This is a genomic window from Pseudoalteromonas sp. NZS127 (genome assembly GCF_015864805.1).
GTDB lineage: Bacteria > Pseudomonadota > Gammaproteobacteria > Enterobacterales > Alteromonadaceae > Pseudoalteromonas > Pseudoalteromonas nigrifaciens.
Window position 1 is genome coordinate 28,962 of sequence record NZ_JADYWN010000003.1, and the last position, 24,421, is coordinate 53,382.

The 24,421-nt window shown below is 39.3% G+C and carries 30 protein-coding genes; 14 read left to right on the forward strand and 16 right to left on the reverse strand.

The annotated features are described in order from the left end of the window. The first annotated feature begins 48 nt into the window (after window positions 1-48). The 3 genes from I6E78_RS03715 to I6E78_RS03725 all read left to right on the forward strand — a co-directional run bounded on the left by I6E78_RS03715 (window position 49) and on the right by I6E78_RS03725 (window position 2,704). Window positions 49-465 (forward strand): thiol-disulfide oxidoreductase DCC family protein, encoded by a 417-nt coding sequence (locus I6E78_RS03715; protein ID WP_058373244.1) that lies wholly within the window; start codon window positions 49-51, stop codon window positions 463-465. A 52-nt stretch (window positions 466-517) separates the two neighbouring features. Then, the gene (locus tag I6E78_RS03720) at window positions 518-1,042 is read left to right on the forward strand and encodes a DUF2937 family protein (protein ID WP_058373245.1); all 525 of its coding nucleotides are present in this window, start codon (window positions 518-520) and stop codon (window positions 1,040-1,042) included. Between the two features lie 111 nt (window positions 1,043-1,153). Beyond that, window positions 1,154-2,704: a phospholipase D family protein gene (locus tag I6E78_RS03725; protein ID WP_197181959.1), complete on the forward strand. Its 1,551-nt coding sequence runs from the start codon at window positions 1,154-1,156 to the stop codon at window positions 2,702-2,704. A gap of 89 nt (window positions 2,705-2,793) precedes the next feature. Here I6E78_RS03725 and I6E78_RS18620 read toward each other — a convergent pair whose 3' ends face one another. After that, a complete protein-coding gene (locus tag I6E78_RS18620; protein WP_331459139.1) occupies window positions 2,794-3,156 on the reverse strand; it encodes a Tll0287-like domain-containing protein in 363 nt (120 codons plus the stop codon). 354 nt (window positions 3,157-3,510) lie between these two features. On the opposite strand from I6E78_RS18620, the gene I6E78_RS03735 reads away from it, so the two are divergent. Together I6E78_RS03735 and I6E78_RS03740 are read left to right on the forward strand one after the other, a co-directional pair. Next, window positions 3,511-3,693 carry a hypothetical protein gene (locus I6E78_RS03735; RefSeq protein WP_058373248.1) on the forward strand — a complete coding sequence of 61 codons (183 nt, stop codon included), beginning with the start codon at window positions 3,511-3,513 and terminating at the stop codon, window positions 3,691-3,693. Between the two features lie 28 nt (window positions 3,694-3,721). Beyond that, window positions 3,722-4,510 (forward strand): hypothetical protein, encoded by a 789-nt coding sequence (locus tag I6E78_RS03740; protein WP_197181960.1) that lies wholly within the window; start codon window positions 3,722-3,724, stop codon window positions 4,508-4,510. Window positions 4,511-4,575: 65 nt separating this feature from the next. On the opposite strand, the gene metG is transcribed toward I6E78_RS03740, so the two are convergent. After that, entirely contained in the window at window positions 4,576-6,597 is a 2,022-nt protein-coding gene (metG, locus tag I6E78_RS03745; protein WP_197181961.1) for a methionine--tRNA ligase, read from the reverse strand. 176 nt (window positions 6,598-6,773) lie between these two features. Here metG and apbC point away from each other — a divergent pair, with 176 nt between their 5' ends. Both apbC and dcd read left to right on the forward strand, forming a co-directional pair. Further along, window positions 6,774-7,850 carry an iron-sulfur cluster carrier protein ApbC gene (apbC, locus tag I6E78_RS03750; protein ID WP_058373249.1) on the forward strand — a complete coding sequence of 359 codons (1,077 nt, stop codon included), beginning with the start codon at window positions 6,774-6,776 and terminating at the stop codon, window positions 7,848-7,850. Between the two features lie 6 nt (window positions 7,851-7,856). Continuing rightward, on the forward strand, window positions 7,857-8,441 hold the full coding sequence (gene dcd, locus I6E78_RS03755; protein ID WP_011328000.1) for a dCTP deaminase: 585 nt from the start codon (window positions 7,857-7,859) through the stop codon (window positions 8,439-8,441). A 17-nt stretch (window positions 8,442-8,458) separates the two neighbouring features. Here the strand turns inward: dcd and I6E78_RS03760 are convergent, their stop codons facing one another. Next, window positions 8,459-9,244, reverse strand: coding sequence for a CLCA_X family protein (locus I6E78_RS03760; RefSeq protein ID WP_197181962.1), 786 nt, complete (start codon window positions 9,242-9,244; stop codon window positions 8,459-8,461). 33 nt (window positions 9,245-9,277) lie between these two features. Further along, window positions 9,278-9,871: a tRNA-uridine aminocarboxypropyltransferase gene (locus I6E78_RS03765; protein WP_197181963.1), complete on the reverse strand. Its 594-nt coding sequence runs from the start codon at window positions 9,869-9,871 to the stop codon at window positions 9,278-9,280. Between the two features lie 137 nt (window positions 9,872-10,008). On the opposite strand from I6E78_RS03765, the gene I6E78_RS03770 reads away from it, so the two are divergent. Both I6E78_RS03770 and I6E78_RS03775 read left to right on the forward strand, forming a co-directional pair. Then, window positions 10,009-10,353 carry an Hpt domain-containing protein gene (locus I6E78_RS03770; RefSeq protein WP_058373251.1) on the forward strand — a complete coding sequence of 115 codons (345 nt, stop codon included), beginning with the start codon at window positions 10,009-10,011 and terminating at the stop codon, window positions 10,351-10,353. A 129-nt stretch (window positions 10,354-10,482) separates the two neighbouring features. Further along, window positions 10,483-11,700, forward strand: coding sequence for a pyridoxal phosphate-dependent aminotransferase (locus I6E78_RS03775; protein WP_197181964.1), 1,218 nt, complete (start codon window positions 10,483-10,485; stop codon window positions 11,698-11,700). A 72-nt stretch (window positions 11,701-11,772) separates the two neighbouring features. Here the strand turns inward: I6E78_RS03775 and I6E78_RS03780 are convergent, their stop codons facing one another. From I6E78_RS03780 to I6E78_RS03795, 4 genes are read right to left on the reverse strand one after another with little or no spacing between them, the layout of a single operon-like run. Further along, on the reverse strand, window positions 11,773-12,240 hold the full coding sequence (locus tag I6E78_RS03780) for a glycine zipper 2TM domain-containing protein (protein ID WP_197181965.1): 468 nt from the start codon (window positions 12,238-12,240) through the stop codon (window positions 11,773-11,775). 16 nt (window positions 12,241-12,256) lie between these two features. After that, on the reverse strand, window positions 12,257-12,877 hold the full coding sequence (gene lpoB / locus I6E78_RS03785; protein WP_197181966.1) for a penicillin-binding protein activator LpoB: 621 nt from the start codon (window positions 12,875-12,877) through the stop codon (window positions 12,257-12,259). An 11-nt stretch (window positions 12,878-12,888) separates the two neighbouring features. Then, complete coding sequence (locus tag I6E78_RS03790) at window positions 12,889-13,314, reverse strand: YcfL family protein (RefSeq protein WP_058373255.1); 426 nt, start codon at window positions 13,312-13,314, stop codon at window positions 12,889-12,891. Between the two features lie 8 nt (window positions 13,315-13,322). Continuing rightward, complete coding sequence (locus I6E78_RS03795) at window positions 13,323-14,687, reverse strand: COG3014 family protein (RefSeq protein ID WP_197181967.1); 1,365 nt, start codon at window positions 14,685-14,687, stop codon at window positions 13,323-13,325. A gap of 205 nt (window positions 14,688-14,892) precedes the next feature. Here I6E78_RS03795 and I6E78_RS03800 point away from each other — a divergent pair, with 205 nt between their 5' ends. Next, window positions 14,893-15,774, forward strand: a complete 882-nt coding sequence (locus I6E78_RS03800) for a DMT family transporter (RefSeq protein WP_197181968.1) — start codon at window positions 14,893-14,895, stop codon at window positions 15,772-15,774. Here the strand turns inward: I6E78_RS03800 and I6E78_RS03805 are convergent. The 5 genes from I6E78_RS03805 to I6E78_RS03825 are packed head-to-tail and all read right to left on the reverse strand — an operon-like array spanning window position 15,761 to window position 18,810. Beyond that, the gene (locus I6E78_RS03805) at window positions 15,761-16,444 is read right to left on the reverse strand and encodes a M15 family metallopeptidase (RefSeq protein WP_197181969.1); all 684 of its coding nucleotides are present in this window, start codon (window positions 16,442-16,444) and stop codon (window positions 15,761-15,763) included. The genes I6E78_RS03800 and I6E78_RS03805 overlap by 14 nt on opposite strands. After that, window positions 16,444-17,574, reverse strand: coding sequence for a succinyl-diaminopimelate desuccinylase (gene dapE, locus I6E78_RS03810; protein WP_197181970.1), 1,131 nt, complete (start codon window positions 17,572-17,574; stop codon window positions 16,444-16,446). The genes I6E78_RS03805 and dapE overlap by 1 nt, the downstream gene beginning before the upstream one ends. Then, window positions 17,574-17,918: an ArsC family reductase gene (locus tag I6E78_RS03815; RefSeq protein WP_197181971.1), complete on the reverse strand. Its 345-nt coding sequence runs from the start codon at window positions 17,916-17,918 to the stop codon at window positions 17,574-17,576. The genes dapE and I6E78_RS03815 overlap by 1 nt, the downstream gene beginning before the upstream one ends. A 4-nt stretch (window positions 17,919-17,922) precedes the next feature. Further along, window positions 17,923-18,420: a PTS glucose transporter subunit IIA gene (locus I6E78_RS03820; protein WP_197181972.1), complete on the reverse strand. Its 498-nt coding sequence runs from the start codon at window positions 18,418-18,420 to the stop codon at window positions 17,923-17,925. A 3-nt stretch (window positions 18,421-18,423) separates the two neighbouring features. Next, window positions 18,424-18,810, reverse strand: coding sequence for an ACT domain-containing protein (locus I6E78_RS03825; RefSeq protein WP_058373262.1), 387 nt, complete (start codon window positions 18,808-18,810; stop codon window positions 18,424-18,426). A gap of 411 nt (window positions 18,811-19,221) precedes the next feature. Here I6E78_RS03825 and yfbV point away from each other — a divergent pair, with 411 nt between their 5' ends. Continuing rightward, a complete protein-coding gene (yfbV, locus tag I6E78_RS03830; RefSeq protein ID WP_011328017.1) occupies window positions 19,222-19,668 on the forward strand; it encodes a terminus macrodomain insulation protein YfbV in 447 nt (148 codons plus the stop codon). Window positions 19,669-19,681: 13 nt separating this feature from the next. On the opposite strand, the gene I6E78_RS03835 is transcribed toward yfbV, so the two are convergent. Genes I6E78_RS03835 through xthA form a run of 3 tightly spaced genes read right to left on the reverse strand, consistent with a single transcriptional unit; the run spans window position 19,682 to window position 21,958 of the window. Then, on the reverse strand, window positions 19,682-20,503 hold the full coding sequence (locus I6E78_RS03835; protein WP_197181973.1) for a putative RNA methyltransferase: 822 nt from the start codon (window positions 20,501-20,503) through the stop codon (window positions 19,682-19,684). Beyond that, window positions 20,500-21,147 (reverse strand): energy-coupling factor ABC transporter permease, encoded by a 648-nt coding sequence (locus I6E78_RS03840; RefSeq protein ID WP_058373264.1) that lies wholly within the window; start codon window positions 21,145-21,147, stop codon window positions 20,500-20,502. The genes I6E78_RS03835 and I6E78_RS03840 overlap by 4 nt, the downstream gene beginning before the upstream one ends. A 4-nt stretch (window positions 21,148-21,151) precedes the next feature. Continuing rightward, a complete protein-coding gene (gene xthA / locus I6E78_RS03845) occupies window positions 21,152-21,958 on the reverse strand; it encodes an exodeoxyribonuclease III (RefSeq protein ID WP_058373265.1) in 807 nt (268 codons plus the stop codon). A 315-nt stretch (window positions 21,959-22,273) separates the two neighbouring features. Here xthA and I6E78_RS03850 point away from each other — a divergent pair, with 315 nt between their 5' ends. The 3 genes from I6E78_RS03850 (at window position 22,274) to rluB (ending at window position 24,407) form a co-directional block, all read left to right on the forward strand. After that, entirely contained in the window at window positions 22,274-22,795 is a 522-nt protein-coding gene (locus tag I6E78_RS03850; RefSeq protein WP_197181974.1) for an EF-hand domain-containing protein, read from the forward strand. A 152-nt stretch (window positions 22,796-22,947) separates the two neighbouring features. Next, a complete protein-coding gene (scpB, locus tag I6E78_RS03855; RefSeq protein WP_197181975.1) occupies window positions 22,948-23,538 on the forward strand; it encodes an SMC-Scp complex subunit ScpB in 591 nt (196 codons plus the stop codon). After that, entirely contained in the window at window positions 23,535-24,407 is an 873-nt protein-coding gene (gene rluB / locus I6E78_RS03860) for a 23S rRNA pseudouridine(2605) synthase RluB (protein WP_011328023.1), read from the forward strand. The genes scpB and rluB overlap by 4 nt, the downstream gene beginning before the upstream one ends. Window positions 24,408-24,421 lie beyond the last annotated feature (14 nt).

Consider the following 24,421-nt stretch of genomic DNA (forward strand, 5'->3'; position numbering starts at 1 on the left):
AGACTGAACGTTCCGTTTAGTGCGTCTCTTCAAAGCGCAGGCGCAGATATGACCATAGTTGCTAAGCAACCTCCTATATTACTGTTCGATGGCGTATGCAATTTATGCACAGGGTCGGTACGCTTTGTGATTGAACATGATGCTAATAAAAAGTTTCGCTTTGCGTCATTGCAGTCAGCGGTGGCAAAAAGCTTACTCAAGCAGCGGGGAAGTGAAGTGACAAGCAAGTTGGGCTCTGTGGTGCTTATTGACGATAGTGGTATTTGGTTTAAGTCAACAGCGGCACTTCGTACTGCTGGGCAGTTATCGGGTTTGTGGCCGTTGTTGCAAGTGTTACTTATAATACCTCAGCCATTACGAGATTGGGGCTATGACTTTATTGGTGCTAGACGTTATAAATGGTTTGGGCGTACAAATGCCTGTTGGTTGCCAGCAGAGGATATAAGTGATCGCTTTTTAGATTAAATTTATAAATAGATTTTTAACTTTAATACGTAAATGCTAAGGGGAATTGCTCATGATTGTAAGAATATTTGATAAGCTAACCTTTGCCGTTGCATTAATTATAGCGTTGCAAGTACCGCAACTTACGGATCATTATCAGCAACATTTAGCAGGCTTGTACCAAGCCACAAAATGGCAAGTTGATGGCTATAAAGCCACCGCTAAAATGCACGCGTTTCCGAGTGTTAAAGCAATGATTGATAGGCACCTACGCAATAGCGAGCCAAGTGTTAAAACTGATGCACAACAAAAGCTGTTAACTCTTGATTTATTTGCAGATTTAGAAGGTGGTATGGCTATATTTAAACAGGGTAACTTTTTTGAAAAACTAATTTATATGTTTACTCCTACCCGTTTTGATACATTAAAAAACACTATTAATAACTTTAAATTAGGCATACCGCTTACTTTTACCGGCATTGCGTTTGGCCTAGTATTTGGTTTTTTATTAAATCAATTAATTATGCTACCTTTTACAATTTACTCGGTTAAAAAAAGGGCAACTAAAGTTAGCACTATCGAGAAACCAGCCCAATAATAGTATAATCATTTAAATCACCTATATAACTAGGCTCACATATTATGAGAACTGATAGTATTTATGCGATATTTTCCGGCAATTTCCCTTTGTTTATTTATGGTTATAAGCATGCTTTTTGGCTGCGCTAGTTATCCTAAGGTTCAAGCCGAACCTAGCTATGCATTTAGCAAAACGCAAAATACTAGCTTAGCTAAAGGCATTGCATTAGAGGCAAGTAAACACCCTGAGAGTTCGGGGTTTTATCTACTTGGTGATGGCCTAGATGCATTTGCAACTAGGCTGTTATTAATAGAAAAAGCCGAAATGTCTATTGATGTGCAGTACTATCTATTTCATAACGATACTACGGCCAAAATATTCACCCATTACTTACTTCGTGCAGCCGACAGAGGCGTGCGGGTACGCATGTTACTAGATGACTTTGGCCACGAAAGCCAAGATACTTTATTTAGTGCGTTGGTGCAGCATCCTAATGTGTCAGTACGGTTATTTAATCCGTTTTCAAATCGTACTTTACCTTATGTTGATTTTTTAACTAATTTTAAACAGATCAATAGGCGCATGCACAACAAGTCTTTTATTGTTGATAATAAGGCAGCTATTATTGGTGGCCGTAATATTGGAGATACTTATTTTTCTGCCAATATTTACACTAACTTTTCTGATTTAGATGTACTTGGCGTGGGAGAATTTGCACCACGAGTGGCAACTGCATTTGATTTATATTGGAATCATTCACTCTCGGTAGCGATTAAACATATAGCGCCTGCATCAAGTGCAGCTAAACTAGAACAAGTACGAAAACAACTTGCTAAAACATACACTAGTGAGCAAAGTAAAGCCTATTTAAGGCGTTTAGAGTCACTGGATATTATTGATAATTTGCTACGCGGACAGCTAGCACTTTACTGGGCAAACTCTGAACTAGTATACGATCATCCTGATAAAATAATGAATGTGAGTGATGATAATACCGGTTATATGGCCCCAGCATTAAGTAACTTACTAAATGATGCACACAGTGAAGCATTAATTGTTTCACCTTATTTTATTCCCGGTGATGCAGGCGTTGCAAGCTTAAAGCGTTGGATTAATACCGGTGCTAATGTGACTATTTTAACCAATTCGCTCTCGGCTAACGACGTACCCGTTGTGCACGCCGGCTATGCAAACTATCGCGAGCCACTTATAGAGGCGGGCGTTAAATTATGGGAATTACGCGCTACAGTAAAACCTAAGCCTAAGAGTAAATCTAAAAATAAATCAAAACATAAAAAAATCACCGATTTAGCAGGTTCATCAAAAGCGAGCTTACACGCCAAAACAATGATTTTTGATCGTAATACACTTTTTGTTGGCTCAATGAACTTAGATCCACGTTCAATTAATTTAAATACCGAAATAGGTGTTGTAATTTATAGTGACAAAATGGCAAGCACAGCAGCAGATATATTTTTAGAAGAGTTACCTCGCCATGCATGGCGGTTAGATGTCACAAAAACTGAGAATTGGTGGGGTTTTAATCACGACTTACTGTGGTTAGATGAATCAATTACACCCACTAAAGTGGTAAGTAAAAACGCTGAGCCAGAGGCCAGCACCTGGGTACGTTTTCAGGCTTGGTTATTTGGCTATCTGCCTGTGGAACACTTACTTTAATATGTGTTAAATAAGGCAGAGTAACCCCAATATTAATACTTAACCAGCACTCAGGGTAAGAGGTTTAACAGTTTGAATAATAATGGTATTTAAGGGTGTTTTTTTACAACAAAAGCGCCTCGTATATCTCCCAAATTAAAACCAGTTGCTTTATCACTTGGATAAAGCTCAGTTAATTTATTTTTTACTTCAGGCTTTAATTCACTACCATGGCAGGCTAAGCAAGCTTGCCCAGTAGGAATTGCTTTAACTAAATACCAAGCATCGGCTTTTTGCTCTTGATGTTCAATACTTGCTATAGGTTCGCCATTTTCTTTACGCTGCTCAAAATCGAGCAGTATTGAATTTAACCAGTCGTTAGCTTGGTTGTTAGGATTACGCACTTTTAATGATGCACGACTAATTTCCCACTCCTTCGCACTGTGTTGTAGAGTAATAGCTGGCGCACTGATATTTCATACTTCAATTGCTGCAACAGGGCCTTTCGCTTTCATAGTGCTTACTAAAACATTTTTTAAATCAGTTGAAAATGCTTTAACAGTGCTACGAGCAAAGTATGCATCGTCGCTATTAGCTAATACGCTTGATGAAACAAGCAAGCTGGTAAATAATAAAATAGAGCAAATAATACACCTTTATACATTAGCAGATGCTAATGTATAGCTAGGCAATAATTTGTTCAAGCGTTTTTATCGCTAATTATCTGGAGGTAAGGTTAATTAAAGTACTGTATAAATTATAGCTGCAAAGAGCTTAGCTAAATGACGGTAAACCCAAAATATAAATTACATAAAAGGTAGCTAATAATGACAATTAAAAATGATGACAGCGCTGAATATGCATTATCGCAGCAAAGTAGGGCGCTTGACGATCCGCTAGAAGCAATTAAAAACATGCGTTTAGAGCAGTTGGCCGTATGTAAGCTAAAAGCCGATAAAGAGATGCAAACTATGAAAGCAGAATCTACCCCTGACAAAAATAAACAATAACGTAAAGCAGCTTACTGGAGTTGTTTTTATGAATAAACATATTACGCTTTCGTTTTTAGCTTGGTTAGCGGCTATTTTTGTAGGGGCTGCGGGTATATATGGTTTATGGCCTTCACCACAGAGTAAAGTGCTTTTAGCTATTGAAATAATAACCTTAATTATTTTGTTATTTAATAGCGCCAGTATTACCCGCTGGGTATATAAACACACGAAAAACAAACAACAACGTTATATTGCTCTATTATGCATGGCCTCCTTAGTGCTATGCATTTGTGGAGACGTGGTAAATTTTAATTTAAGCAATCAATATTACCGTTATAACGAGGTAATTAAGCACGACTATTTAGCTGACTCTGTGTGGTTTTTTGTACCCGGATACAGCTTACTCTTTATTGCTGTACTACTGGCGAGCCGTAGTTTAGTTATGTATCCATTGTATTATGTGGCTGCTTATTTAGGGGGCACGCTATTAATATCGCTGCTTTGTTTTTACTTTATGTATATTCCTGAGGCAGGTTATTATGTACTGCTATTAACTGGGCTTCATAGTTTTGTTATAACCAGTGTGGGATTAATGAGTTTAGTGCTGCTTAATACATATCGCGGGTTAAACGCGCCTTTGGGAGTATGGCTGGTTAGTTTGGGGTTAGTATTAGCGGCAATTGCCGATGCATTAATTGGTTTATATTGGATTTATGGTAATAGTGGTGAAGGGTACTTTCCGCAAATTAGGTATATTAATTGGGTAATTTATATTAGCTCGCAATGCTTAGTTATTCATTTAGCTAAAATAAATATAACCTATAAGTTAGGTTAATAATTTACTTACAAAAAAGCCGCTAATAAATTCAGCGGCTTTTAATATATAAGAAAGCTTACATTTTACATTACACGCATGCCAGGCTCTGAGCCGTCGTCTGGGTTAAGAATGTAAATCTCTTTACCGCCAGGGCCTGCAGCTAATACCATGCCTTCTGACATGCCAAAACGCATTTTTCGTGGTTTAAGGTTAGCAACCATAACAGTAAGCTTACCTTCTATATCCTCTGGAGCGTAAGCTGATTTGATACCCGCAAACACTTGGCGCGTTTCGCCGCCTAAATCAAGCGTTAGCTTAAGTAGTTTATCGGCGCCTTCTACGTGCTCAGCTTTAGCAATTTTTGCTACGCGTAAGTCTACTTTTGCAAAGTCGTCAAATTCAATTTCATCACTAATTGGCTCTTTAGCCAGTGGGCTATTAGGGTCAATAGTCACTTTTGATTCTAAGCTTTCTTTTGACTCTTCAACCATTTTATTTACTTTGTCCATTTCTACACGTTGCATTAACGGTTTAAATTTATTGATAGGGTGGCTTACTAATGCATTTTGCACGCCGTCCCATGCAAGGTCGTCGTTTAAGAATGCTTCTACGTTATCGGCCATTTCAGGAAGTACAGGCTTTAAGTAGGTAATTAACACGCGGAATAAATTAAGCCCCAATGAGCAAACTTCGTGCGCTTCTTGTTGCTTAGTTTCGTCTTTAATGAGTACCCAAGGTGCTGCGGCATCTATAAATTGGTTTGCTTTGTCGGCAAGCGCCATTATTTCGCGAATTGCACGGCTAAACTCACGGTTTTCGTAATGGGCTGTAATGCTTGGTGCCGCTGCTTGAAATTCTTTAAGCAACTGTGGTTGCATAACGGTTGCGCTTAGCTTGCCATCAAACTTTTTAGTAATAAAGCCCGCACAACGGCTTGCTATGTTTACTACTTTACCTACTAGATCTGAGTTTACGCGTTGCGCAAAGTCCTCTAGGTTCAAATCAAGATCAACAATGCCACCGCTTAATTTTGCCGCGTAATAGTAACGTAAATATTCTGGGTTTAAATTATCTAAATAAGTACGCGCTTTAATAAACGTGCCTTTAGATTTAGACATTTTTTCGCCATTTACGGTAACAAAACCGTGGGCAAATACGTTAGTTGGCTTTCTAAAATTAGCGCCTTCTAACATTGCTGGCCAAAATAAACTATGAAAATAAATAATGTCTTTACCAATAAAGTGGTAAAGCTCAGCGTCTGAATCTGCAGCCCAAAAAGCATCAAAGTCGATACCTTTTTTATCACACAGGTTTTTAAAGCTGGCCATATAACCAATAGGCGCATCTAACCAAACGTAGAAGTATTTACCTGGTGCGTTTGGTATTTCAAAACCAAAGTAAGGCGCATCACGGCTAATATCCCACTGTTGCAGGCCATCAGTAAACCACTCATCAAGCTTGTTAGCCATTTCTTGCTGAATAGTGCCCGAGTGTAACCACTCTTTTAACATGCCTTCAAATGCTGGCAGATCAAAAAAGTAATGCTCAGAGTCTTTTAAAATAGGCTCAGCACCAGACATAACCGAGCGCGGGTTAATTAAATCTGTAGGGCTGTATGTTGCGCCACATGAGTCGCAGTTGTCGCCATTTTGATTTTCAGACTTACAAGTTGGGCACGTACCGGTTACAAAGCGATCGGGTAAAAATATGCCTTTTTCTGGGTCGAATAACTGCGAAATAGTGTGTCTTTTAATATGCCCTGCATCGTTTAGGCGATTATAAATAAGCTCACTCAGCTCTTTGTTTTCTTGGCTGTGGGTACTGTGATAATTATCAAACTTAATATTAAAGTCGGCAAAGTCGCGTTGACGCTCAATACTTACTTTTTCTACCGCTTCTTCAGGCGTGATCCCTTGCTTTTGCGCGTTAAGCATAATAGGCGTGCCATGGGCATCGTCGGCGCAAACATAATAGGCTTCGTGGCCTTGGAGTTTTTGAAAACGTGACCAAATATCAGTTTGAATATATTCCAATAAATGACCTAAGTGAGTAGGGCCATTTGCATAAGGTAATGCGCTGGTAATCAGGATCTTTCGCTGTGCCATAATCATTCCGAATTGACGGTTCCTATTAAGGAACGGATGAAAATCATTAATTTATTTACAAGCTAAGCGCTAACAACGCAACAGCTTGTGGATTTGTATTAATTGACTGGTGTTAATGCCCTGAATGTTACATAATTCCGAGGCACTTTTCATCAAAGAAACGTTATTTAATTACTATGTTTGGACTGTCGAAACTATTCTCTTCTAAATCGGTGCAAAAACAACCGATCTTTGCTGCCTTAGCCGCGTATCGTAGTGCCGCTTTTGCTGTGGGTATTGATGAAAGCTTCATTAAGAATATCACTCAAAACGATGACAAATCGCTCGCTATTACTTTAATTTTGCCATTTGCGGCACAGTCAGAAATGCCAATGGTGGCAGAGCATGTCACTAACGCTCTCAAGGTGGCAGTAACCGTGTCGGCCACGGTAGAGCTTAAAGAGCCTGCAAAATTTAAAACAATTAAACATATTGTGCTTATTGCCTCAGGTAAAGGCGGTGTGGGTAAATCGACTACGGCCGTTAATTTAGCAGGCGCGCTGCACAGCGAAGGCGCAAAAGTTGGCATTTTAGATGCCGACATTTATGGCCCGTCAATCCCTATGCTTTTAGGTTTGGTAGGCGCAGAGCCCATCACTAAAGATAACAAACAGTTACAGCCTTTTGATGCAAACGGCATTAAAGCGCAATCAATCGGCTTTTTAGTACCCAGTGATGATGCCACTGTATGGCGCGGGCCAATGGCATCGGGGGCGCTTAGCCAGTTGCTTAATGAAACCGATTGGGGCGAGCTTGACTACCTTATTGTTGATATGCCACCAGGTACGGGTGATATTCAACTTACCATGAGCCAAAAAGTACCGGCAAGTGGCACGGTAATTGTTACCACACCCCAAGATTTAGCCTTAGCCGATGCGCAAAAAGGCATCGCCATGTTTAATAAAGTAAACGTGCCAGTGCTGGGCTTAATTGAAAATATGAGCCATTATATTTGCAGCCACTGCGGCGAGGCAAACCACGTATTTGGTAAAGATGGTGCACAAAAACTAGCACACAAACACGGTGTGCCTGTGCTATCGCACATTCCGCTTGCAATAGATATTCGAGAATACTCTGAGCAGGGCAAACTTATTGCTTGCGATAACACGGCAGCAATAAGCAAAACTTACAGCGCAGCAGCGCGGCTAATAGCCAGCACGCTTTACTATCAACAGCATCACAATTCGGTAGAGATTGTGATTACGGATGATTAATACACCATGAGACTTTCAGATACACATATTAAAGAATACTTAAACGATGGCCGTATTGTTATTGAGCCAGCACCCACAGATGAGATGATTTCGGGTGTAACTGCCGACTTACGCTTAGGTAATAAATTTAGAACTTTTCATGCACATACAGCAGCATATGTAGATTTAAGTGGCCCTAAAGATCAGCTCAATAAAGCCATGGAGTCAATCATGAGCGACGAAATTGTGCTTGATGAAGGCGAAGCATTTTTTTTACACCCAGGCGAGCTTGCACTGGCTATTACCTATGAAAAAGTAACACTGCCAGCAGATATTGTAGGCTGGTTAGATGGACGTTCATCGCTGGCACGATTAGGTTTAATGGTGCATGTAACAGCGCATCGTATAGATCCCGGCTGGAGTGGTAATATTGTTTTAGAGTTTTATAACTCAGGTAAACTCCCTCTAGCACTAAGACCTATGATGAAAATTGGTGCTATGAGTTTTGAAACACTTACAGGCCCTTGTGCTAATCCTTACAATACGCGTAAAGATGCTAAGTACAAAGATCAAAATAGTGCCGTAGCAAGTCGTATTAGCGACGATAGGTAATGATTAAATAAAGCACTTTACTCATCTAACTTATGAAGCGCATAACCTAGTAGTTCAAAATACTGGTTAAGCGCTTTATTTGCAGTGTTGATGTGCTCATCATCTGGGTATATTAAATCACTACTTTTTAGCCCACTGACTAAAAAGCTATTTTTTATATGCGGGTGGCAGGCTATACAGGCTTCAAAGCAACGCGCTGCAAGCTCTTCGGGCATACTCATGTAATTCATATTGTTTGCTTTATCGTATTCAATGCACGTTTGTACAAAGCGGTTTGCAGCAAGGCCCTGTGCATCTAAAAATACGTTTTTATAAAAATCATTAAGTGTATTATTGAGCGGATGCGATAAATTAGGCGTGTTTGATAACCACAGTTTAGATGCAAAACCAAAGCGTGGTTTTGCTGCAAATAAATGCTCACTTATATGATGGTCAAAAGCATGAAACCATTCATGGGCGAGCGCACCCCCGCCGGCATTTTTTGCAAGGGCAAGCGTTTGGCTTGCTGCATTATAATGCGCTTGTACATGTTTTTGCCCGCCAGCACCAAAAGCAAAATTGAGTTTACCGCGCAGACCAATTGCTTTAGGTGGTAAGTGCAGTATTTGTGCTAAGTCGGCAAGCGCATCATAAATTAAATTTGCACTAATATAGCGCTCTTCTTTGTTTACCCATTTACCTACCACCATAGATCTAAAACCAAAAGTGTCTCTTATATCGCTAAAATCAACTTGATCGTCAAAACGATAATCGGGACCTTGACGGCTAAAACCGCGTTTTAATCTATTTTGATAATTACGCATTGCTAATATCATTTATAAAAAACTAATCATACATTATAAGTAACGTGCTTTTACGTGAGCAGGCATGTGCTGGGTTTGTTTTTGTATTAATTCATCAAGTAAATTATAAAGTGGGGCAGGGTTTAACTGTTCAATAAGCTGTAAACTATGTGCAACGGCCTCAAGCGTTGACAAGCTATCTGCGCGGGGAGCTTTACGTATTGTGTAACGATTTTTAGGTAAATTAGCAAAGCTTACAGTTTTAAATCGTTGCAGTAGCGAGCTTAGTTGTAAAATTTTATAGGCTTTTTTCCACGTACCATCAATAACAATTAAGTGCGTAATAGGCTGTAGTGTGTTTAGCGCGCCGTTATTATCTAAATTTATAGCTTGCTCGTTAGGGTAAAGTAAAACGGTTGAACTGGCAGGTAGGGCGCTAAGCTGCGCAAAGTCGTTATTACTTTCGCCTTTGATTATTTGGCAATCAGTTAGGCATAAATTTAATAGTTTAGCGGTGTTTTTTGTTACCTTTTCTTCACTAGGGTGCTGTAAAATAATCACTTTTACTTTATTGTGAATAGAGGTTACAGCACTGCAAATACAAGTATTAAGTGCGAACAAACAAAAATTACACAGTGGGCGAGCCATTTAAACTACTTTTGGTAAAGGTATATTATGAGTAATTATACATTTATAAGGTAATTAAGTTGGATTTTTTTACGCTTAGCTATAGAGTGTTGTAGATTAAAGTTAATTAAGTATAGATTGTTTTTAAGGGTTAAAATATGACAGAAGTAAGTATTAACGAAGCAGCATTAGAGAGTATGGAATCGTTATTAGGTGAGCAATTTGCAGCTACTCTCGACTTTTGTTGTGTAGAATTTGAGCGTTTAGGCTCAGAAGTGTTGGCCACAATTGGGCAAGACAAAGAAGCATCGGTGCGCCACGCCCATAGTTTAAAGTCGAATGCGGCTCAGTTTGGTGCCGATAGCTTAGCCGCAGTAGCGGGTGAAATTGAACAAAGTTTAAATAACGATAACTTAGCTCAAGCCACTGCTGCATCAGCGCAGTTAATGACGCAAGTAACGCAATCTCAAACGCTATTAAATAACTGGTTGGCATCACGTTAAACAGATAAGTAAAGGCGTAGGTTTAGGCATTAAACATGAATTTATTTCAGTATTAAGTTACTAAATTGACTAGTGTTTTACGTCTTTACTAAGTTATTCTAAGGGTATTCGTGCCCTTTAGAGGTAGTAATGTCAGAAATTAAAAAGAGTCATAAATTAGACGGTGTCTGTTATGACATTCGCGGCCCTGTTTTAGTCCAAGCTAAAAAAATGGAAGACGAAGGCCAAAAAGTTTTAAAGCTAAACATTGGTAATCCGGCTGCGTTTGGCTTTGATATGCCAGAAGATATGCACCGCGATATTATTCGCAATTTATATTCAGCCCAAGGTTATTGTGATTCTAAAGGGCTTTATTCGGCGCGAGTGGCTATTTATCAGCATTATCAACAACGTGGTTTATATAATTTAGATGTAGATAACATTTATATTGGCAATGGCGTTAGCGAACTGATTCAAATGGTTACGCAGGCATTGTTAAATAATGACGATGAAGTGCTGATCCCCGCTCCCGATTATCCTCTGTGGACCGCTGCAGTTAAGCTCTCTGGTGGTAATCCGGTGCATTATTTATGTGACGAAGAGCAAGATTGGTTTCCGGATATTGCGGACATAAAAAGTAAAATTACTTCTAAAACCAAAGCATTAGTATTGATCAATCCAAATAACCCTACAGGGGCTGTGTATAGCGATGATTTACTGCAGCAGTTAATCGACATAGCACGTGAGCACAAGTTACTACTGTTAAGTGATGAAATTTACGAAAAGATTTTATACGACGGTATTACGCATAGCTCAATTGGTGCATTGTGCGACGACGTGCCTATTATTACCTTTAACGGTTTAGCAAAAACGTACCGTGCTGCGGGCCTAAGAATGGGCTGGATGGTGTTAAGTGGGCGTACGTCGGTTATGAGTGACTTACGCAAAGGCCTAGAAATTTTATCATCTATGCGTTTGTGCGCTAACGTGCCTGCTCAATATGCCATTCAACAAGCATTGGGCGGAGTACAATCAATCGACAACCTAATTAATCCAGGCGGGCGTTTGTATGTACAGCGTGATATAGCGTGGCGCGGGCTAAATGCAATAGAGGGTATTAGCTGCGTAAAACCAAAAGGTGCCTTATATGCTTTTGCTAAAGTAGATACCGCGCGCTTTAATATTAAAAGCGATGAGCAAATGATGTTTGATTTACTCAAAGCTGAGAAAATATTACTGGTGCATGGCCGTGCATTTAACTGGCCTGAGCCTGATCATTTTAGATTGGTGTTTTTACCCAACAAAGATGACCTAACGGATGCAATGACTAAAATGCAACGCTTTTTTAAAGATTATCAACAAGCCTAACTTTTAAAACATACAAAAAAACGAGCCAATTTAGGCTCGTTTTTACTTATGCTAAAGTTAATATAATTGCTATTAATAGGCTTTATCAACACGTACGCTGTTATCGTTTAAATACACCAGCCTTACACTATCGCCTTTGCTAAAGCGCATTGATTGGTCTTGATTTTGAACCACCATAAATTGGTCGCCATTTTCAACTTGTATTAATAACTCTACCAAACGAGTTTGTTGGTAATGGCTTTTTTGCTGTTGATTATGCGCTACATTGCCGCCAATCACTGAACCCAAAATAGTAGCAACGGTACGCCCGCTACCACCGCCAAACTGATTACCAACAACACCGCCAAGCAAAGCACCGCCAAATGTTTTCCAACCACTACTTTGATCTTGTACTAGCTCTTGCTCAGTAATATTACGCACTGATTGCACATCGCCAAATAGCACTTGTTGTACTGCTACTGCTTTATTACGCTCGTAATTAGCCAATGCAGGTGCACTAATTGTAAGTAATGCACACATTAATACAGTAATCGCTTTCATAATTAACTCCTATTGACTACCAGCCAAAGGTTGATTTTTCTTTCGTTTTACGAATTTCTGTTTCGTCAGCCCATTCAACTAAGCCACTTTCCATATCCATTAAACGCATGGTAAATTTATAGTATACGTCTGATTTGTCAGCATTAGATTTAACTATGCTTGATAAGTTGCCGTACAGCATATACTGCGCCCCAATTTGTTTACCAAATGCCACAGCCGTCGTGGGGTTAACTAATGCATCTTCGTTTTGAAATTTAAGTTGCTCACGTATAGCTTCAACTCGGGTCATATCAACAAATCTAAATTTTCCGCTACGCAGTAACTGAGTTGAAATAGAGTCGGTGATTGATTCGGTATCAATGTGCTCGCTGGTTTTGTTTTTAATTCTTTCAACAAATACCACAGGGCGTTTATTGGCGGTCATAGTGCCAACTACCGCAGAGCTTAATAGTGAATCGGTCATTTGGCTGGCTACTTTTTGTAAATCGGTAGAGCCAAAGTTAATGTCAGTGGTTTCTACGGCTTGTGCGTCGCCATAACTAACTACTGCTTTATTTGCACAACCACTTAATACTAATGCACTTAAACCAATAAGCGCGTAAGTTGAAGCTGTTTTGAATTTTTTACGTATGATCATTGTTATTTCCTTTATTCTTTAAATTCTTGCGCATCGGTAGACACTTCTCTTACTGCTAATGAGAAGGTAACTGCATCTGGGCTGGGTGCTAAGCCTGGTAATTGTGTTTGTGCAAAGCCAAATAAGGTAATTGCTTGCCAAGGGGAGTGATTACCCTTAATAACAAAGCCGTCTTTGTCGTACCAGTTAAATTGATACTGTAAGTATTGCGACTTTTTATATTGGCTTGCTAAGGTAACTACCACGTCAGTTAATTGGTTTGTTTGACGTGTTTTTACGTCACTAATAGCCAGTTTTTCACCAAGCTCTGGGTTATCAACACGTAGTTGCTGATTAAATGTTTTATTACCTTGCTCAATTGCTATACCCGATGTGTCTGGTTTGCCAGCACAGGCACTGAGTATTAAAACCGCAAATAATGGCATTATGTATCTCATAATCGCTCCTAGAGTTGTACTACATGATAATTAAAGTAGTTATTTATAGAGGTTAGATAAATTAAGGTTAACCTTTGCTTACTAACGGTAAAATTTATTGGCGCTTGCGTGCCTATGGTTAATGAATGCGCGCCGCTGTTTAAGCTACTTCGCGCCACACTTATTTGATTTGGTAGCGTGAGCCAACTGCGTGTATCGGCCTGCTCAGAGGCTAAGTTATAAATGTTCGCAATTATATTACCTACGTCTCCGGTGCTACGCGCCAGTTCGGCTCGTACTTTTTCTTTGGCAACTAAACGCAGTATTTGCCGCGCTATTTTGGCAGGTATTTGATCTTCTAACGTTTTAGCAGCCAGTGACTCTATGTGCACTAGCGGGCTTAATACTAAGTTTTGGGCATTAATACTGATGTTATTAATGCTGCGAACATAGGCGTTGTCTTTATAAACTGGCATGGCTAAGCTATAAAAACGTGCATTACCACTAGAAGTAAAAATAGGTAAACGTAATTTAAATTCGTGTTGTTTAGGCACTAAGCCTTGTTCAAATAATATAACGACTTCGCCTTGTTCAGACGGTATATTTGCTGCCTCACCAAAGCGCTTTTTAAAGTCGCTTAAGTCTTGATCAAAGCCTTGTTTTTTAGCAAGGCGAAGTACATCACGTTGCAAATAAATATTGTTGGGTTGTATTTCGAGTGCTTTTTTATAGTCAATGTAAGCATCATCATACTGTTTACTGCTTTGGTACAATAAAGCGGATAAATAAAAAGTATAAGCATTTTGAAAGCCATTTTTAACGTCTCGGGTAACCTTGCTCATACTAGGATAATGCTGCTGCGCTTCTTTTGTTGCGGAATCTAGCGCTGCCTGATTTTGAATAAGTGCGTCTACTTGTACTTTATTAGCCCGTCTAACTTCAACTAATGCACCTTCAACATCATTTTTATATACGTAATTAAGCGCTTTATAGCTATGCAGCATGCTCATTTCATAAGGGGCAGGTATATAAGTAATGGCCGAGTCGTTGGTAAATAAAGCATTACTTTGTTCAAGCCCACTACTGAGCTGAACTTTGGCAGCCTCGCGCTTGTTTTGTACTTGTTGATAAACGTTTTCAAATTGGCTTTGTGCATCGGCTTGCATATTAGCTAAGTCGGCTAGGCGCGCTTGCTCTAACTGATTAAGTAAGTAGCTACTGTGCATACTACTATTTTTAGCAATAAGCGACTGCGCTTGTGCTATGTTGTTACTCTCTATTGCTTGTCTTACAGGGGTTACTTGAGTCGCATAGTCATTAAATAGATCGCTAAATCCTATGGTACTACAACCACTTAAAATAAAACAAAAACTAAATATTAAGCTACGGCGCACTGAGCACTCCTTTAAATTTACTTAATAAGATTAACATACACCCATTAAAAAAATATGTGAAATATTGTAAAAAAGCGTAGCATAACTGCCGAGCAGTGAACGAAGCGTTAATCGTATTAATATCGCACTGTTATTATAATAACTAAATCTAAAAACCACTGAATTGACAGTGTTAAACTGTATTTATTTTAGCTAAGGATTGTTTTTGAAAACAACGTTGTACACTTTAAGTGCTTTAATTGCGTTTGCCGCTAATTCTTTATTATGCAGAATGGCGCTAGCACAAGGGTATATAGACGCATGGAACTTTACTGTTATTCGCTTACTTAGCGGGGCTGTATGTTTAGCCATTATTATGCTGCTTTATACTAATACTACAAAACGTAACGGCACGTTTAATAGCGAAATATTAAAAGATACAGGAAGCTGGCGAAGCAGTATTAGTTTGCTGGTTTATGCATTGTGTTTTTCCATCGCGTATATAGAGCTTGATACCGGCACTGGTGCACTTATTTTATTTTCCGCAGTACAACTTACTATGATTGGCTGGGGAATTTATAATAAAGAGCAATTAAGCCTATTACAATGGTTGGCATTTATAAGCGCTTTTGCCGGCTTTGTTTATTTAATGTTGCCCTCTGCTGCAATACCTTCATTATTTGGAGCGACCCTTATGGCCATTAGTGGCATAGCGTGGGGTGTGTATAGTATACGAGGTAAAGCTTGTGTATCACCACTGAGAACCTCTGCATTTAACTTTATTCGCAGCTTAGTTGCTTTGCCTATATTGCTAATAATAGGCATGGGGTATATAAAAAGTATCCGCATAGAAGGGGTGTTACTTGCATGTGCCAGTGGCGCAATAGCTTCAGGTATTGGTTACAGTATTTGGTATACGGCAATGCCAAGATTAAAAAGCACCCAAGCAGCAGTGGTGCAGCTATGTGTACCTGTGCTTGCTGCCATTGCAGGCGTGGTGTTTTTATCTGAGCAGTTAACTGTGCAATTTATAGTTGCCAGCAGTGTTATTTTGGGCGCAGTACTGGTATTTACGCTCAATAAAAAACAGTTTGCTAAACAGGGCTAACGTTAATTATAAAGCGCTCATAAAGCATGGGTAAGTTGGCTAAAATAGCCTCTTTGGCTAATAAGTCACTATTACTTATACACTCATACAGCACTGGCAGGCTAAGCATATTAACCAGTAATTGCGACTGCTTAATATGGCTAATATGCCAAAGTTCGGGGGCTACACCACCTAAGTCATGCTGATAAGGCCGATAAAATCCAAACATTGCTAAGTTAGCATCTAGCCAGTCGCTCAGTGGTGCAAATGGGCCACTATGTTGATATTCTTCGGGCGTGAGTTGCAACTGGTAATCATCACTCACTGCCGCTTTATCAAACACATCTAAATCTGTTCCTAAATGATGTCTACTTGCGCCAGGCAGTGCAGAGTAGAGCATAATGGCAATACATTTATCTATATCGCTTAAGCCATCTAACTCAACAACTTGCTGTTGTTTATTATAAACAGGGCGTGCACCTGAAAATTTAGCATTGAAAATAGCCGCTTGGCGGTTAAAGTCACGAAAGCTGGAGGCGATTGTAAGCTCAAACCCTGCTGCTTTTGCGGCACTTTGCAGTGCTAAAAAATCATTAACGATATTGCAGTGCAAACGATGATTTTGAATTTGGGTTAAATGTGTATCACTTTGTCCTGTAATACACATTGTGGTTATTTTTTTTGCGTTCATTACGTTAGTAGGTTTTCTAAAATTTGCTCGTAAATATCGCACAGTGCAATTAAGTCATCGGTACTTACACATTCATCTACTTTATGAATAGTGGCATTGCGCGGGCCAAGCTCAATTACTTTAGCGCCGGTTTGAGCAATAAAACGCCCGTCAGATGTACCGCCCGTTGTTTCTAGGTTTGTTGTTAAACCGGTTACCGATTTGATTGCCTTTACTGTGGCGTCAACCAGTGGGCCGTGCTCTGTTAAAAACGGTTGGCCGTTTACAATCCAGCTTAATTCATAATTTAAATTATGCTGTTGTAAAATAGCGTTAACGCGTTGTTGTAATTGCGCATGAGTAACTTCAGTACTAAACCTAAAGTTAAACTGTACTTCTAACTCGCCGGGGATCACATTACCGGCCCCGGTGCCGCCATTTATATTTGAAATTTGAAAACTAGTGGCGGGGAAGTACTCGTTACCGTGATCCCATACTGTTTGGCTTAGCTCAGTGAGTGCTGGGGTAGTTAAATGAATAGGGTTTTGCGCTAACTGCGGGTATGCCACATGCCCTTGTATACCTTTCACCGTTAAAAAACCAGTAAGTGAGCCTCGGCGTCCATTTTTAACTACATCGCCTAATACATCACGAGATGAAGGCTCGCCAACTAAACACATATCTATCTTTTCACCGCGCGCTTCTAAGGTGTCAATTACCCGAGTAGTGCCGTTTATAAATGGGCCTTCTTCATCTGAAGTAATTAAAAAAGAAATAGAGCCTTTATGGTCTGGGTGCTTTGTTACAAAACGCTCAGTAGCAACCAGCATAGCAGCCAATGAGCCTTTCATATCGGCTGCACCGCGCCCGTGTAATAAACCATTTTCAACTAGGCCAGAAAATGGCGGGTACTGCCAGTTTTTTTCAGGACCAGTGGGAACTACGTCGGTGTGCCCGGCAAAGCAAAAATGTGGCGATTGCGTCCCTTTACGTGCCCAAGTATTTAAGGTATCAGTAAAAAATAACGATTCGATGTTAAAGCCAACTGCTTGCAATCTATCGTTCATCATTTGTTGGCAGCCAGCATCTTCAGGTGTTACCGACTCGCGTTGTATTAAGGCTTGCGCTAGAGCGATTACGTCATCTGTCATTATTTAAAAATCTCATCGTATTGTGCTGCTTTAAAACCTAAGTGGTACTCGTTGTTATTAACCAATACAGGGCGTTTTATCATTGCAGGTTGCTCAACTAATAACGGTATCGCTTTTTCTTTAGTTAAGCTTTGTTTTTCATCATCGCTTAAAGCGCGATAAGTGGTGCCACGCTTGTTTACAAGCTGCTCCCAATCAAGTTTATCAGCAAAGTTACTAATCATACTCTCGTTTACGCCATCTTTGCGATAGTCATGAAAAGTAAACTCAATGTTGTTATCGGTTAAGTATTTTTTAGCTTTTTTTATAGTGTCGCAATTGCTTATGCCGTAAAGGGTGATCATAAATCTACTTCTTTTTAATAATAGTTAATAAAGTATCGACACCCGCATTTACCTGCGAGTGTGAAAAGTGAAATGTACCTAGGCTGTGGCCATTGAGCAAAATTAAGCTTGCTAGCATAGGTGTGTCAAGTTCGCGTAAATCAAAATAAGCAAGGCGTTGGCCTTTACATATTTTGCTACCATTTAACTGAGCTATGTGGGTATGGGTAATGTGTTGCGAACTCAAAATAGTTAAATTAATTAGTACTTTTAGGCCGTTTTTAGCTTGTAAAATAAATTCGGTGCCGGCATTTTTTACTTGCAGCAAAGTGCCATCAAATGGGGCTAAAATTTTATGGTTGCTTAGCTGTACCATAATGCCTGGCCCTAATGTGCCAAAGCGAAAAAGAGGTTCGGGGTGTTCGTTAAGTGCTATTACTTTTCCTGAAAATGGGCTAGTAATATTAATGGCATGACGAGGTAATTTATTTTGAGCTAAATAATCTATTGTTTGCGGTTTCATAAGTCACTCAAAAATTATGTTATAGCCATCTTTTTTTAAAGCGGTAATAGCTAAGTCTACGGTGTGTTTTTTTACTAAGATATAATCGGTATCGTAGGTCGAAATTGAAAATATAGATACCTTAGCTCGCGCCAGTACTCCCGATATATTAGCCATAATTCCTGTTAACGAAAAACCAAGTGGGCCAACAACTTCAAGCGCTTGCCAGTGCTGCTCACAATCTAAGCTATCAATAGTAAAGCTACTGGGGCATACAATTGATAGCTCATCGTGGGTTTTTGAAATAAAAAACAATGCCTGTTTAAACAACGCCACAGGTATGTCGGCATCAACCGCTAAACTGTGGATTGATAAAACAGTGCTATGCAATTGTAATGTTTGTTTTGACATTAAAAGCCCGACGAACAGCAATAACTATAAGGTTATAGTATAGATTATTAACCCTAAATTAAAGCAGTAACAGTAACTAAGCGAGTTGTGGTTACGTTAGCAAAAGTAAGGGTAATTATGTTGTCCACATTTTCTGTGGATAACTGTGGGAATTGTGGCGTATAAGTGGTTTAACATACTGATTATAATGTCTAAAATTATTAGTTTAGAAAAGATCCATTTAGCACTTAATAGCGTATGTATTAATATTGAGGTGAAACCTGTTCATACTAAAAGGCCTTAAAGCATGAGTGATTTTTTACTCATTCAGTGCGTTTTTATGAAAATTCCATATAAAATAATTTGTGTTACACTACAATAATAACAACCAATATTATTGGTAGTGTTGATATTATTGTATGAGGAGTCATGATGCAAAAAAGTGTGATGTCGCAAGTACAAATAGGGCGTGTGTACGCTAAAAAATGGCCAATGCGAAAAGAATTAGCCCCCTTGTTTGCTGAGTTTAAAGTAATAAAGGCGACAGAGTTGGCGATTACGGTAATGCCAATATTAGCCATGCTAACGTTGTTTTTTCAGTTAAATTACCTTGGCTCTGACTTTTTACCGCAAGCAATTGCAAGTGCGCTTTTTTTTATATCGCTCCCTTTACAAGGTTTGTTATGGTTAGGAAAACGAGCGCAAACCGAGCTAGAGCCTGCCATGCAACGTTGGTATAACGAGCTTTATGCTAAAATGGTCGCTAATGGCTATCAAGCACAGCGCAGCGAAAAAAAGCCCCGTTACTTGGAGCTTGAAGAATTACTTAACGATATGTTTGATAAAATGGACAAAACGTTCACTAAAGAGCAATTTTAAGCGCCTGTTGCCTTTATATATGCGCAACAGCTACGCTTTTGTCTCTTGTAAATTGTGTAATATAAAACGATAAGGTGACATTGTGCTCACCTTTTCCTTCGAGCGCTAGCCAGTGCTCGGGTCTGAACTTCCACGCGAATGGTGTCATCATTATTAAGTTTTTAACGTCACTAAAGTTCAAGGTAACTTGCTCAGTGATGAGTGTTTGCGATGTTTGTGTAAACATTGCAGGTACTTCTATTTGTGTATGTTCATTAACACTGGAATAAATATACTCTTTTAACTCTTTTAAATGCTGAGGTCCGGGGCTTGCCACTACGAGTGTTGAACCGGGTTTAGCAAGTCTTGCTAGTTCTTGAGTAAATAATGGTGCGAATACACTGACCAATACATCGGCAAAGTAGCTTTTAAAAGGTGCTTGGCTAATGGATGCCACGCTAAAGTGGCAATTGCTATAGCGTTTTGCCGCATATTTTACCGCCGCCTTCGATATATCAACTCCGTACACAGTGGCTTGAGTATTATTAGCTAAAGCTTGGGTGTAAAACCCTTCACCACACCCTAAATCAATAATATTATTAGCTGCTATGTGACTAATAATTTGGCCAAGTTCGTGCTGTAAAAAAGCATAATAGTTGCGCTCTAAAAAAGCGCGCCTAGCTTGCACCATTTCTAATGAGTCACCAGGTTGTTTTGAGTTTTTTTGCTGTACAGGCAATAAATTTACATAGCCTTCTTTTGCAAAGTCAAAACTATGGTTATTTTCACAGCGAAGCATATTAGCTGTTTTTATTAGTGAGTTGCTACACAGTGGGCAGCTATATTCAAGACTCATGAGCCTAGGTAGTCCTTATCGTAAAAAGTTTTTACCCAATGTGGGCGATAAGTGATCATAATTGTAATAGCCATACCGTTTAACATGGCCTCTGGCAGCCAAATAATAGCGCTTAAGTAAACGTAATTATCTGCTAATTGTTGCCAGCTATACTGACCAATAGCAAGATAAAATAATGCCCCTAAAGCTATTTTTATACAGGCGATAAACCCAGCCGTAATAAACGCACATACAAATATATAAACAAAAAAGTGGCGCGGTAAATACTGATAACTAACAATAAAAGCCAAGTAGCTCAATAAAATAGGGATAAATGCGCCAATAAGCAATTGCACTGGCAGTAACTCAAACTCAATTAAACCAAATGCGGCTAATAGCGCCGTTGCCAGAACACTACTTAAAATAGTTAAACGCCAACCGAGAATAAGTGTAGCTGCAGTAATACCTAAAATATGTAAATCAAGGCCCGTTAAAATGCCTGCTTTAATGCGCCATAAAACAGCAAACACCAGCGCACATGCAAGTACCCCAGTTTGGCGTATGGGTACTTTGTAGAGTGCTTTATAGGTCGCTTTATCAATACTAAATAAGCTTATAGCGATTACAAGGGCCCAAAGTAGCCCTTGCATTGGGAGGCTAAGCATAAGGTTATTTAAATTCAGACCAAATAGGGGCGTGATCCGATGGCTTTTCGATGCCACGTAATTCGTAATCTATACCTGTGTCTATACAACGCGCGGCTAGCTCATGTGTTGCAAGTACAACATCAATTCGCAGGCCTCGGTTATCTAAAAACCCTTTTGAGCGGTAGTCAAACCACGAGTATTGATCGCTGGTTTCTGGGTTTTGCTCTCTAAAGGTGTCTTTAAAACCCCAGTTAAGTAATGTTGCCAGCCATTCACGCTCTATCGGTTGAAAAGAACATTTACCGGTTTTTAACCAACGTTTAGCATTTACTTCGCCAATACCTATATCTAGGCTGGTAGGTGAAATATTAATATCGCCCATTACAATCACGTCTTCATCGGGGGTATGATTTGTTTGCAGGTGGGTCATTAAATCTTTATAAAACTGACGTTTATATGGGAACTTGGTTTCGTGATTAATGTTTTCACCTTGCGGGAAGTAACCATTCATTACCGTTAAATCACGGCCATTGTCTTGCTCTACGGTAACACTGATCATGCGTTTTTGTGATTCTTCAGTATCAGTGGCAAAACCTTTAAATACCGATTTAGGTTCTTTTTTGCATAACATAGCTACGCCGTAATGGGCTTTTTGGCCATGATAATAAACGTGATATCCCATTTTTTGTACATCTTCTAGTGGGAACGCTTCGTCATGAACTTTAATTTCTTGTAGGCCAATAATATCGGGTTGATGTTTGTCGATAATAGCTTGTAATTGATGAAGACGCGCACGCAGACCATTGATATTGAAAGAAATCACTTTCATAGCATATACCTTAAAATTGGTTCTATATAATGCGTTAAATTATATCAGTAAATACACTTACATAACACGCCCGAAACGAGGAAGTTATTGGCTGAACTTTTAAGTGTAAAAACACCCGTTGTTATGTCCGGTATTACACCAAGGCTTTTTGCAAGAATTACAAGGCATGAAGCAAAGCTTTCATTACTATAATGCGCTACGTTAGTTTTTTTACTTGTATTTTTGTTTTAACCAATTGATTTTAAATGGTTAAGGTTTATGGCATTTAACTTGTATTAGTTAAAGTGACATAAATTAACTACAAGGATACGTCTTATGAAAAAGTTAACATTAGCCTCTACTATTTTAGCAACGTTAAGCTTAGCAGCTTGTGCATCTAACCAAGGGTTAGATAAAATTGATAGTGACTTTGCAAGTTTAGATAACGATAGTGATGGTTTTATTTCGAAAGTTGAAGCCGATGACGATAATATTTGGCAACACTTTTCAAATATTGATACCAATATGGACAATCAAATAAGTCGCAATGAATTTAATGCGTACATGCAATTAAATACCGGAAAAGTTGCCACAGACAGTGATGTAAGCGAATCAGCATTTAAAGCAGATATTGCTAAATTTGATAAAATACAAAGCAGTTTCTCGAGTTTAGATAACGATAAAAGTGGCTATATTTCGGTTGAAGAAGCAGACGATGATGATATTTCAAATCACTATGGCTACATGGATGTAAATAAAGACAAACGTGTTAGCAAACGTGAATTTGTAACTTACATAAAAAAATATGGCAATGCAGTCGCTGAAGACGACGCACTTAAAAGCGCCAATAACAGCTAAGCACACTATTTTAAAGTGTGAGAAAGGAGCCAGTGCTGAGCACTGGCTTTTTTTGTAGCTTTGATTTACTAAATTGCTCGATATGTTTTCCTACTTTGCTGTAGTTCTGGCATAATAGTTGGCTGTGTGTGTTTATTAGTTTAAGAGCGTTTATGGTGGGTCGGCGAGTTAGTGATGAGCAATTAATTGAGATCATTGAAGCGGCGATTTTTGTTGCTGACAAACCGTTAAGTAAACGTCATCTAAAGGATGTTGTTTTAGCCGATTTAGCAATATCTATGGCACGTATAAACGATGCAATAACAGCAATACAAACACATTTTCAGACCCGTGGTATTCGTTTGGTAGAAGTAGGCAGTGGTTATCGTTTTCAGGCATGTAGTAGCTTAAGCTCTTGGCTAAGTAATTTATGGCAAGAACGCGCGCCCAAATATTCGCGTGCTTTGCTCGAAACGTTATCGCTAATTGCTTATAGGCAACCAATTACACGCGCCGAAATAGAACAAGTGCGTGGTGTTACTACGGGTTCAAATATTATTAAAACACTACTCGAAAGAGAGTGGATTAAAGTGGTAGGTCACAAAGAGGTGCCGGGTAAGCCGGCGCTATATGCGACTACTAAACAATTTTTAGATTATTTTTCGATAACAGGTTTAGATAATTTACCTGCCTTGCCAGAGCAACAGCAAAGTAAAATTAACCAGTTATTAAGTGATCCTTCTGTGAGAGAACCATCCGAATGAGTGTTATACAAGGTGAAAAGTTACAAAAAGTCCTAGCCCGTGCTGGCGTAGGCTCACGCCGTGAAATGGAAAAATACATTGACGCAAACCGCGTTAGCGTTAACGGAAAAGTGGCTAAATTAGGCGATCGTGTTGAAGAAACAGATTCAATTCGTGTTGATGGCCATACGGTAAAAATTGAAGAAAAAGCGGATAGAATTTGTCGCGTAATAATGTATAACAAGCCTGAAGGTGAGTTAAGCACGCGTAAAGATCCTGAAGGTCGTCGTACTGTATTTGACCGCCTCCCTCGTATTGATGGCGAGCGCTGGATTGCGGTTGGCCGATTAGATATTAATACCGCAGGCTTGATGTTGTTTACTAACGATGGTGAATTAGCAAACCGACTTATGCACCCAAGTTACGAAGTTGAACGTGAATACTCAGCCCGTGTATTTGGTGAAGTAACCAAAGAAACCATTAAAAATTTAACCCGTGGTGTTGAACTTGAAGATGGCCCAGCAAAGTTTCTTACGGTTAACCCTATGGGCGGCGAAGGTATAAACCGTTGGTACAATGTAACGCTTAATGAAGGACGTAACCGAGAAGTTCGTCGTTTATGGCAATCACAAGAGGTGGAAGTTTCTCGCTTAATTCGTATTCGTTACGGTAAATTAGAGCTTGATAAGCGCGTACCACAAGGTGGCTGGATTGAATACGACCTAGACACAGTAAACTATTTACGTAAAACAGTTAAGTTAGGACGTGAAACACAAACTAAGCTTTCTGTAATGCCTGAAAAACGTAAAGATAAGCGTGCCAAAATAAACCAAATACGTAAAGCGGTTAAAAAGCATAATCAACGTGTTAAACCAACTAAACGTAAGTAACCTGCTATTTAGTT